Source organism: Alloprevotella sp., from assembly GCF_057240785.1.
The window spans coordinates 19932-31826 of sequence record NZ_DBHHRH010000003.1 but is presented as its reverse complement, the minus strand read 5'-3'; the positions used below and the strand labels follow the sequence as shown (position 1 = coordinate 31826).

The 11895-nt window shown below is 38.8% G+C and carries 7 protein-coding genes; all 7 read left to right on the top strand.

Going from position 1 to position 11895, the window contains the following annotated elements:
• The first annotated feature begins 52 nt into the window (after nucleotides 1–52).
• The 7 genes from ileS (at nucleotide 53) to ACO4R2_RS01080 (ending at nucleotide 11818) form a co-directional block, all read left to right on the top strand.
• Nucleotides 53–3592, top strand: a complete 3540-nt coding sequence (gene ileS, locus ACO4R2_RS01110; RefSeq protein WP_484768866.1) for an isoleucine--tRNA ligase — start codon at nucleotides 53–55, stop codon at nucleotides 3590–3592.
• A gap of 124 nt (nucleotides 3593–3716) precedes the next feature.
• On the top strand, nucleotides 3717–4106 hold the full coding sequence (locus tag ACO4R2_RS01105) for a TraR/DksA family transcriptional regulator (protein WP_311489928.1): 390 nt from the start codon (nucleotides 3717–3719) through the stop codon (nucleotides 4104–4106).
• Nucleotides 4107–4108: 2 nt separating this feature from the next.
• Nucleotides 4109–4741, top strand: coding sequence for a lipoprotein signal peptidase (locus ACO4R2_RS01100; RefSeq protein WP_484768865.1), 633 nt, complete (start codon nucleotides 4109–4111; stop codon nucleotides 4739–4741).
• A 23-nt stretch (nucleotides 4742–4764) separates the two neighbouring features.
• Complete coding sequence (locus tag ACO4R2_RS01095) at nucleotides 4765–5652, top strand: DUF4296 domain-containing protein (protein WP_484768864.1); 888 nt, start codon at nucleotides 4765–4767, stop codon at nucleotides 5650–5652.
• A gap of 362 nt (nucleotides 5653–6014) precedes the next feature.
• The gene (locus ACO4R2_RS01090; RefSeq protein ID WP_311489931.1) at nucleotides 6015–6542 is read left to right on the top strand and encodes an outer membrane beta-barrel protein; all 528 of its coding nucleotides are present in this window, start codon (nucleotides 6015–6017) and stop codon (nucleotides 6540–6542) included.
• 312 nt (nucleotides 6543–6854) lie between these two features.
• Nucleotides 6855–10547 (top strand): DUF4922 domain-containing protein, encoded by a 3693-nt coding sequence (locus ACO4R2_RS01085; RefSeq protein ID WP_484768863.1) that lies wholly within the window; start codon nucleotides 6855–6857, stop codon nucleotides 10545–10547.
• On the top strand, nucleotides 10547–11818 hold the full coding sequence (locus tag ACO4R2_RS01080; RefSeq protein ID WP_484768862.1) for an MFS transporter: 1272 nt from the start codon (nucleotides 10547–10549) through the stop codon (nucleotides 11816–11818). Before ACO4R2_RS01085 ends, ACO4R2_RS01080 begins: the two co-directional genes overlap by 1 nt.
• Nucleotides 11819–11895 lie beyond the last annotated feature (77 nt).

Genomic DNA, 11895 nt, shown 5'->3' with positions numbered 1-11895 from the left:
TACTTTGCTGTGATTGTACTAATTTCGCAAATCAAAAAAATGTTTTGTCTATATGAAATTTAGAGAACATAAAGGACTAGATCTCTATAAGGTTAATCAAGAGGTTTTGAAAGATTGGGATAATTCGGACTTATTCCATAAAAGTATCGAATTACGAGAAGGGAATCCATCCTTCGTCTTCTATGATGGTCCTCCTTCGGCAAATGGTCACCCCGGTATTCATCACGTTATGGCGCGCACCATTAAGGATATGTTCTGTCGCTATAAGACAATGAAAGGCTTCCAAGTGGAGCGTAAAGCTGGCTGGGACACTCACGGACTTCCTGTAGAACTTGGCGTAGAAAAAGAATTAGGCATCACCAAGGTTGATATTGGTAAGAAAATATCAATTGAAGATTATAATGCTCAATGTCGTAAGAACGTTATGAAGTTTACTTCCGAGTGGGAAGAACTTACGCGTCAAATGGGATATTGGGCAGATATGAAACACCCCTACGTTACGTTCGAGAATTCATATATAGAGACGTTGTGGTGGCTGCTCAAAGAGCTCTATAAAAAAGATATTCTTTATAAAGGCTATACGATTCAACCTTACAGCCCCGCTGCAGGAACAGGTCTTTCAAGTCATGAGTTGAATCTTCCAGGTTGTTACCGCGATGTAAAAGATACAACAGTAACAGCCCAATTTAGTATTGTTGATCCCAAACCCGAAATGACGGAGTGGGGGAAACCCTTTTTTATTGCTTGGACAACAACTCCTTGGACTTTGCCTTCTAACATAGCTCTTTGTGTTGGCCCACAAATCGAGTATGTTTGTGTTCAGACTTATAATCCTTACACTGCAGAGAGAGTGAGTCTTGTTATGGCTCGTGATCTTGTTGCAGCTTACTTTAAGCCTGAAGGTGCAGAAGCAGATATTAACATCTATGAAAAAGGTGATAAGGTGCTTCCATATCGTATTCTAGGCTCATGGAAAGGAATAGAACTTGAGGGTATGCATTATCTCCAATTAATGCCTTGGGTTCGTCCTTGTCAGAAAGTGGACAAGCATGCTCCTCAATATGTTCTTGATTACGCAGCTACGCATCCTGATAAGAAATTTACTGCAGAAAATGGGAAAGATGAATTTGTAGAAATGGCAGATTGTGCTTTCCGCGTCATCTTGGGTGATTATGTTACAACTGAGGATGGTACAGGTATTGTGCATATTGCTAGTACTTTTGGTGCTGACGATGCTCAAGTTGCCAATGTAGCAGGTGTTCCTCCTCTCTTCCTTATAAATAAGAAAGGTGAAACTCGCCCAATGGTAGACTTAGAAGGTAAGTATTATGTATTGGAGGAGCTTGATAATAACTTTATTAGTGCATGTGTTAATAAAGGTTTATATAGTCGCCATGCAGGTGATTATGTAAAGAATGCTTATGATCCGAAATTTAATGTCGGTGGTGTATGGGATTCAAAGGCTTCTGAAAAAGCAGAAGATTTGAATATTGTGATCTGCATGGAAATGAAGATGGAAGGCTTAGCTTTCAGCATTCAGAAGCATGTACATAATTACCCGCATTGTTGGCGTACAGATAAGCCTATCTTGTATTATCCATTAGATAGCTGGTTTATTCGCTCAACGGCCTATAAGGACCGTATGTCTGAACTAAACGAAACAATTCTTTGGAAGCCTACATCTACTGGTACAGGCCGTTTTGGTAAGTGGCTGGAGAATTTGAATGACTGGAACCTTAGTCGCTCTCGCTATTGGGGTACTCCTCTTCCTATTTGGAGAAATGATGACGATGAAGAAATATGTATAGGTTCAATTCAAGAGCTTTATGATGAAATAGAAAAGAGTGTCCGAACAGGAGTTATGAAGTCTAATCCTCTTAAAGATAAAGGCTTTGTTCCCGGCGATTATAGCGAGAACAACTATCATCTTATTGATTTACATCGCCCGTATGTAGATAATATAGTACTTGTTTCTGAAACAGGAAAAGCTCTCTATCGTGAGAAAGACTTGATAGATGTTTGGTTTGATTCTGGTGCAATGCCATTTGCTCAGGCTCATTATCCCTTTGAAAATAAAGAGGCAATAGACAGTCAAACAGCTTTTCCTGCTGATTTTATTGCAGAAGGTGTAGATCAAACACGTGGCTGGTTCTTCACGCTTCATGCCATAGCTACAATGGTATTCGACAGTGTTGCTTTCAAAAATGTCATTTCTAACGGACTTGTTCTTGACAAGAATGGAAATAAGATGTCCAAGCGTTTAGGTAATGCTATCGATCCATTTTCTGCGATTCAAAACTATGGCTCTGATCCCTTGCGCTGGTATATGATTACAAATTCTTCTCCATGGGATAATTTGAAGTTTGACGAAGATGGTGTTAAAGAAATTACACGTACGTTCTTTGGAAAACTTTTCCAAACGTATAGTTTCTTCTCAATGTATGCAAATGTTGATAATTTCGATGCATTAGCACCACAAGTTCCTGTTTGCAAGCGTCCTGAGATAGACCGTTGGATTCTGAGTGAACTCAATACACTTGTCCTAAATGTTTCAAAAGATCTTGATGATTATGAACCCACTAAGGCAGGGCGACTCATTATGACTTTTGCAAATGATAACCTCTCTAATTGGTATGTTCGTTTGAACCGTAAACGCTTTTGGGCAGGAGAAATTGATGATGATAAACTCAGCGCGTATCAAACACTCTATACTTGTCTTGTTACCATTAGCCAACTGATGGCACCTATTGCTCCGTTCTATTCTGACGAGCTTTATAAAGACTTAACGGCTCCTACAGGAAATATCCAAAGTGTTCATTTGACCGACTTCCCTGTATGTGACGAATCTCTTATTGATAAGGATTTAGAAACGCGTATGGAGATGGCACAGAAAATCACCTCAATGGTGCTTAGTCTTCGCAAGAAGGAACACATTATTGTTCGCCAACCACTACAAAAAATTTCTATTCCTGCGCTAAATCAAGAACAGAAAGAAGCTGTTGAAGCTGTAAAACAACTCATCTTGGACGAAGTAAATGTCAAGGATCTTGAATTTGTTGAAGGTTCAATGCTGGAAAAGACGGTGAAATGTAATTTCCGCGTAATGGGTAAGAAATTTGGCAAGCAAATGAAAGCTGTTTCTGCTGCAGTGGCCAATATGTCGCAAGCAGAAATTGCAACACTTGAGAGAGAAGGTAACATTTTACTTCCGCTTGGGAATGAATCTGCTCTTATCGAACTTCAAGATGTTGAAATCATTAGCGAGGATATTCCAGGATGGACCGTTGCCAATGATGGTTCCTTGACGGTAGCTCTCGATTTAGAGCTTACAGAGGAACTTCGTCAAGAAGGTATTGCTCGTGAAATAGTAAAGCGTATTCAAGCTTATCGCAAGGACAGTGGTTTTGAAATAACTGATCATATTAAAGTCGCTTTCCAGGATGAACCAATATTGAAAAAAGTTCTCAACAAGTATGCTGACTACATAGCAGGGCAAGTCCTTGCAGATGCTCTTACTGTCTCTCCCTCTGTTGATGGATTTCTTTTAGAATTGGATACGCTCAAAGTTATTATGAACATTGATAAAGCATAAAATCTTATCCTTTCTATCTTCCCCTGATGAGGGAAGGTAGGAGGGGTTATTAGTCTATAAAATTTATAAATTAAAGTTCAAGTGGATATATATCCGAGAAGAACAGTAAATACCCAACACATCTATGCCAGACAAGACGCGCTACAGCGATGAAGAACTCGGAGAGTTCCGCCAGCTCATTCAAGAGAAATTAGCTCTTGCTACACGTGAGTATGATGAAATTATGGATATTTTAATGAATAAAGATTCCAATGATGTAAACGATGAAATGCCAACTTATAAGGCTCTAGAAGAAGGTAGTTCTGCCCATACAAGAGAGGAACTTACCAATATGGGAGCTCGACAACTTAAGTTTATCCAAGGTTTAAAAGCCGCTTTGGTTAGGATTGAAAATAAAACTTATGGTATTTGTCGTGTTACAGGGAAATTAATACCAAAAGAACGTCTCCGTGCTGTTCCTCACGCAACAACTAGCATTGAAGGAAAGATGATGGAGCAGCAACGTAAAGGTTAGGAATGGATACAACTATGCTAAAACAAGCATCAACTCGGAAAAGATGGATGGTGGCTATGGCCATCATCCTTTTTGTACTGATTGCCGATCAAATAATAAAGTATCTGGTAAAGACCAATATGCATCTTCATGACCACATCGATATAACTCCCTGGTTTCAGATTTTTTTTACAGAAAATAAGGGCATGGCTTATGGCATGGCATTCAGTGGTACATGGGTGTTGACAATTTGTAGACTTATAACCGTTGTCCCCTTATTTTGGATACTAACTCGAATTATTAAGAAGCAGCTACCTTTTGGACTTATAGTATGCTTAGCAATGATTATAGCTGGAGCAATGGGCAATATTATCGACAACTGCCTATATGGTCTTTTCTTTACAGAGAGCTATCCTGCAGATCTTGATATGCCTACTGCACATGTAGTACCTTTAGGGCAAGGTTATGGTCATTTTCTTGACGGTAAGGTTGTTGATATGTTTTATTTCCCTCTCTTTACCTGGCCACAGTGGATGCCTATTTTAGGAGGAAAAGTTTTTTTCAACGCTATATTTAATTTTGCAGATAGTAGCATTTCTTGTGGTGCTATTGCTTTGCTTCTTTTCTATTCACGCTTCTTTCATACAAAGCCATAAAAAGAATAAAGTGTTCATTTTTAATGTTTTTTGCAGCAATGAAAGTGGTTTGTTTCAGTATTTGTCTTTTGACAATATTTTTTTTTAGCAGTTGTCACAATAAGGCACCTGAAGATATTCTCTCACCATCAAAGATGGAAGAGATACTATATGACTATCACATTGCGCAAGCAATGGGGCAGCTCTCTGATAGTGCTGACTATAATACACAGCTTTATAGTGAAGCGGTATTCAAAAAATATGATATAACGGAAGCTGACTTCGATAAATCTATGGAGTATTATTCTCGCCATGCAGATGAACTCTATAAAATATACCAAAAGCTGAATGATCGTTTTGGCTCTTCTGCAAACTCTTCAAAACTTGGAGTCGGACATCTTATTGCAGGAGCTGATACTACAATGGTGTGGAGTGGCAATTCATTCAACTTACTTAGTGCCAATGGTAGAAACCATTTAGATTTTAATATTCCACTGAATTCTACAGTCCAAGCAGGAAGTCAACTGATAATGCGCTTTTACACTCAATGGGTTTATCATGAAGGAGAGAAATCGGCCATTCTTAATCTCACTATTCATTATGCTAATGATTCTACCGTAGTGATGACGCGTAACGTCTACGATAGCGGCGAGCAGACCCTAAGTATGTGGGTTGGTGATGTTCCCATTCGCTCCATTAGTGGATTTGTTTACCAAGTTGTTACATGGGCGGCTCGTCCTAAACTTCTTGTCATTTCTCAGCCTATGTTATTCTGCGTTAATCCTAAGCGAGAGGATAAGACTCAAAAAGAGCATAGAGAATCAAAGGCGGACAGCTCAGAGAGTAATAAAACTAAAAGCTCAGAGCAATATATTCAGGACAGTCTTCTAAATATTGATAAAGAGCATTCTAAGCAAAATCACTTTAAATAAGTAAGTATGGAGCAAATAGGAGTAAGTCGCCTTCATCTTCCGAATGGAACTATACGACATAATCAAATACTCATTTTTGAAAATAAAAAACTTGTCCGCTATTTTCCGCTGACAGAAGAAATAGCATTTACAAAATGGATAGGGGGAGACTATTATCTTAATCCAGTAGAGCATTCTCTTTATTAGTGTTTATCAATTTATTTTACTGATTTATCTGGAAAATAGTCTATTTTGAAAACTATAATTTGCAAAGTTGCCGAATATAAGCAAAATAACTTTAATTTATTTGTTCTTACAGATCGAACATATTTACCTTTGCACAATCAAACTACATATTGTGTAAATTTTAAAGCAATTAAAGTATGAAAAAGTTATTTTTGACGCTCGTTCTCGCAGTAGCGACAGTTGCTGCTAGTGCACAGGTTTATGTTGGTGGTGAAGTAGGTCTTTGGCGTAATTCTGACGCTAACCACACTAATTTTACTCTTCAACCGGAAGTAGGTTATACGCTTTCTAAGCAGTGGGCTATTGGTACTAACATCGGTTTCCAACACAATTACAATAGCGGTTCTAAAGTGAATGCTATTAACGTATCTCCTTATGCACGTTACACTTTTGCGAAATTTGGTCCTGTAAACCTCTTTGCTGATGGTGGCTTCGGTTTCTATAGTGTAAAACCTAAGAATGGTAGCTCTGTTAGCGCATGGGAAGTAGGTGTAAAACCAGGTCTTGCTGTAAATCTTAATAAGAAGCTGAGCTTCGTTGCTCACGTAGGATTCCTTGGTTATCGTGATTCTGACGATGCTATTGCAGGCAAACTTTGGGAGAATGGCTTTGGCTTCAACTTGAGCGGAAATTCTCTCCAATTCGGTCTCAACTACAATTTCTAATTAATAAGAAGTACAGACTTTAAGGGAAAAGGCTCGAAACTCTAAGGTTTCGAGCCTTTTTCTTTTTTTATTCAACAAAATACACTACTTATATTATATTTTATTATATTTTTTAGTGAACTAATAGCGTTTAAAAATATAATAGTATTCTATTTTTTTGAATGAGATAATATTCTATGCAGAAATAATCAGACACTATTTAGGCTCTCTTGATACAGACATGAGAACAGTTATAGTGTCAAAGCTTAAAGAGCCTGAGTTATTACGATTTTTTACTTATTTTTGCAGCTATATTTATGATACTTTATGGCTATGCAGAATATTGATATCTTTAAGGCTGTGGATTTCCATGACTTGTTAAGATCTACGAAATCTTTGAAGGCTGTGGCTTTAAAAGCCAAAAGTAAATATTCCCTCCTTTATATTTCGGATAAAGAAGTAACGTTGGGATATCGGTGCGTTGAGCGAATGATCCAAGCTGCAGAAGAAACACAGGCAGCTATGATCTATTCTGATCGCTACGATGATACACAGCCTCATCCTGTAATAGATTATCAAGAAGGAGCTTTGCGTGACGATTTCGATTTTGGTCCACTATGGCTGATTCGTACAGACTTACTAAAATCTTTCTTTTCTAATGGCAATAGTTGTCCGCGCTACAGATTTTCGGCTCTTTATGCTCTCCGCCTCTATTTAAGCAGATATGGATCTATCTTTCATTTGAAAGAGTATCTCTACTCTGTCACCGAAACAGATTCGCGTGCTAGTGGAGTTAAGCAGTTTGACTATGTTGATCCAAAAAATAGAGAAGTACAATTAGAAAATGAGCGTATTTGTACAGAGCATCTTCGCAGTGTTGGTGCATTCCTCCCTGCTGATGAATTCGATGACTTACCTGCATTTTTGGAAGAGAATAGCGACTTCCCTGTAGAAGCAAGTGTTATTATTCCTGTGCGCAATCGTGTTAAAACTATTTGTGATGCAATTCAGAGCGTTCTTTCTCAAGAAGCAGATTTTGATTATAATATAATTGTAGTAGATAACCATTCTACTGATGGTACGTCAGAAGTCATAGCTACTTTCACCAATGATGGGAGAGTGGTGCATCTTATCCCCGAACGCAAAGATCTAGGAATTGGCGGTTGTTGGGATTTTGCAATACGTGATGCACACTGCGGCCGCTACGCTGTACAATTAGATTCTGATGATTTGTATAGTTCTACAGATGTGTTAGAACGCATCGTAAAGGCATTCCAAAAGCAGAAAGCAGCAATGGTCATAGGTTCCTATCGCATGGTCAACTTTCAGTTAAATACTCTGCCTCCAGGACTTATTGACCATAAGGAATGGACTCCCGACAATGGTCGTAATAATGCGTTGCGTATCAATGGACTTGGAGCGCCACGTGCTTTTCGAACTGATCTTCTGCGCAGAATAGGTTTCCCTAATACTTCTTATGGTGAGGATTATGCTTTAGGCTTAACCATTTCACGCCACTATCGTATCGGTCGTATTTACGATGAACTTTATTTATGCCGCCGTTGGGAAGGAAATAGTGATGCGGCTTTAAGTGTAGAGCAAGTGAATAAAAATAATCTCTATAAAGATTCGCTGCGCACTATGGAACTTAGAGCTCGTCGCTCTCTCAATGCAACTCGTAACCATCCTGTTGATGCTTCAGAAGTTACCGAATTTTTCCATCAGCAATTGGAGAGTTGGCAAGAAATTAAAGAGAGATTTAGTGAACTTGATTCTGTCGAGACAAAAGAGCTGTCTATTGGTGATTCCTCACTTGCTGTCCAATTTAATCCTTGCCGTATTGTTTCAACGGGTGCAAAGATAGATAAGAAAACAATCAAAGCACGTCAATGCTTTCTTTGCAAAGAAAATCGACCATCAGAACAAATATCTCTTCCGATAGAAGGGAAATTTCAGATTTTGGTAAATCCATTTCCAATACTCCCTCAACATCTAACGATTCCCATGCGGCATCATTTGCCACAAACATTTTCTTCGTTGAGGAACGTCATGAATCAAATAGCGTGGGAACTTGAGGATACTGTAGTTTTCTATAATGGTCCGCGTTGTGGAGCTTCTGCTCCTGATCATGCTCATTTGCAAGCAGGCGGAAAAGGAATTATACCTATTGAGAGAGATTGGAAGTTCTACTCTTCAAAGATACGAAAAATTTGGCCTGCTACACCTCTTGATGAATCTGAGCTGCAAGATCATGGCTATTCTGCTACGCAAGCAGGAATTTACTTATTGAGGGAATATGCTTGCCCTGGTTTTGTTATTGTGGGTGAACACGTAGGTGAAAACTTCCTCACAAATAAACTTTTTGATGTCCTCCCCATTGAGGCAGAGATGAAAGAGCCCGATGTGAATGTCTTGACGTGGAAGGAAAAGGGAACTCCTATTCTAGAAGAGCGACTCGTAAGTGTCGTTTTTCTGCGGCGCAAACATCGTCCAGATTGCTATTATGCAGAAGGAGAAAGCCTGTTCATTGTTTCTCCTGGTTCGGTAGATATGGGAGGACTAATTATTACACCTCGTAAGGAGGATTTCGACCGAATGACGGCAAAGAAAGCATGCGAAATATTAAGAGAAGTGGCTGCTACAGAAAAGGAACTGGAACGCATAGCGAAGCATTTACAGAATGCCAAATTACAACGTACAGAAAGAACTTCTTCTCATTCAAATTCAAACCGAACAGTAGATCCGCAGGTAAGTGTGGGAATCTGTAGTGGAAATAAAATCCGCTTTGTCCTAAATGCTCCTTATATGGCAAAAGGGAGAAATGAAGAAGGATTGCAAGTGGCCACTTGCGAAAATGGAGGAATTTTTTGGAATGGGAATCTTTATAGTGAATTGACTTTTACGCCTATTGAAGAGGAGGCAAGTTTCACTCTACGAGATGTTACTATTGGTGTCAACTTCCATTGGGAACGCCAAGAAGCTCAAACTTTTCGGGGAAAACTACGACTATTGGTTCACGAGGACAAAATATATGTTATCAATGAACTGCCCGTAGAGGATTATCTTCGTAGTGTTATCTCTTCGGAAATGAGTGCAACCTCTTCTTTGGAACTTTTGAAGGCCCATGCAGTAGTATCCCGTAGCTGGCTTTTCTTTCAAATGCAAAAGAGACAGAAGAATGGAGAAACGAATAGCAACTTCTTTTCTTTCCAGCGTAAGAATGATGAATACATTCGTTGGTATGATCGTGAAGATCATACACTCTTTGATGTTTGTGCCGATGACCATTGCCAGCGATATCAAGGTATAACACGTGAAGTAGCAGAGGCTGTGTCGCGTGCTATTGATGAAACTCATGGTTTAGTACTAACCAGTGAGGACGAGATTTGTGATGCACGCTTTTCTAAATGTTGTGGTGGGATTTCTGAAACATTTGATACTTGTTGGAACGATGAAGATGTAACTTATCTTCAAGCTATTCGTGATTCAGAAGATTCAACTATTCCAGATTTACGAATAGAGGAGAATGCTGATAAGTGGATTAGACAATCACCAGCAGCTTTCTGTAACACCAATGACAGGCAACTTTTGCAACAAGTATTAAACTCATACGACCAAGAAACTTCTGATTTCTATCGTTGGATTATTTGCTATACAAGAGAAGAGCTATCAACTTTAGTAAACAAGAAAACAGGAGAGAATTTTGGAGAAATTCTTGATCTGATACCTGTAGAGCGAGGTGCAAGTGGCCGTCTCAAGAAGCTTCAAATTGTAGGCACCAATAAGTCGATGATAATTGGAAAGGAATTAGAAATTAGAAGAGTTCTATCTGAAAGTCATCTTTATAGTAGCGCGTTTGTTGTGGACAAAGATAATTCTGGTAATTTCACGCTGACTGGAGCCGGGTGGGGACATGGAGTAGGGATGTGCCAGATAGGTGCAGCTGCCATGAGTGAGAAGGGTTATAAATATACTTCTATTCTTTCCCACTATTATCGTAATACAAAGCTAAAAAAGATTTATTGATGAGCCAGAATAATAAAAAACGTAATCCTTGGGCTTGGATTCCCTCGCTCTATTTTGCCGAAGGTATTCCTAATATATTGGTAACCTTCTTAGCTTGTTTTATGTATAAGCGTTTAGGACTTTCTAATACGGATGCTGCTCTCTACACCTCATGGTTATATCTTCCTTGGGTTATTAAACCTTTTTGGAGTCCTATTGTTGAGATGCTGAAATCGAAGCGTTGGTGGATTCTTATCATGCAACTTCTTTTAGGAAGTTCTATGGCTGGTGTTGCTTTCACAATTCCCGTTCCACATTTTGTGCAATGGACCTTGTGCTTCTTTTGGCTGATGGCTTTCAGTAGCGCAACTCATGATATAGCTGCAGACGGTTTCTATATGATTGCCCTCAATCAGCATGACCAGAGTCTTTATGTAGGTGTGCGCAGTACTTTTTATCGCGTATCGACAATAGCTGGTCAAGGCATTTTAACTATTTTTGCAGGTGCACTGGAAGCATATACTCGCAGTCCTTCGAAGGCATGGAGTTATACTTTCTTTCTTGCTGCTACTATTTTTACTTTACTTTATTGTTGGCACGCATTTATTTTGCCGCGTCCCCTTGATGATCGAAGTAGAGAGGTAAAATTCGATACAAATCAATTGACTGAATTTTTTCAAACTTTCGTTAGTTTCTTCAAAAAACCAGGTATTGGTATCGCCATACTATTTATGCTGTTGTATCGACTACCTGAGGCACTTCTTACAAAAATCTGTCCATTTTTTTATGTTGATCCTGTAAATAAAGGAGGTTTGGGGCTGGCTACAAGTGAAATAGGTTTCTTACAAGGCACAGTTGGAGTAATCGGCTTGCTCTTAGGAGGAATTATAGGCGGCGTTGTAGTAGCAAAAGGTGGTTTTAAGAAATGGCTTTGGCCAATGGTACTAAGTATTACCATTCCTGATCTGGTATATATATTCTTGGCTTATTATCAACCAGATAATTTTATTTTGATAAATGTACTAGTTTTTTTAGAGCAATGTGGTTATGGTTTTGGATTTACTGCTTACATGCTCTATTTGATATATTTTGCTCAAGGACCTTCTAAAACTGCTCACTATGCTTTTTGCACAGGTTTTATGGCGCTTAGTATGATGTTACCAGGTTTGTTAAGTGGTTGGTTACAAGAAAAGATAGGATATCTCAACTTCTTTATCCTAGTGTGTAGCCTAACACCTTTAACCTTTATAGCTGCTGCACTTATAAAGGTTCCCAAAGATTATGGGAAATAGTTTTCAATTATAAAAGGAATACTTGGAATAAGTATTCCTTTTATTGTAATACTAATGCAGTTTGTTACGATTCTTCT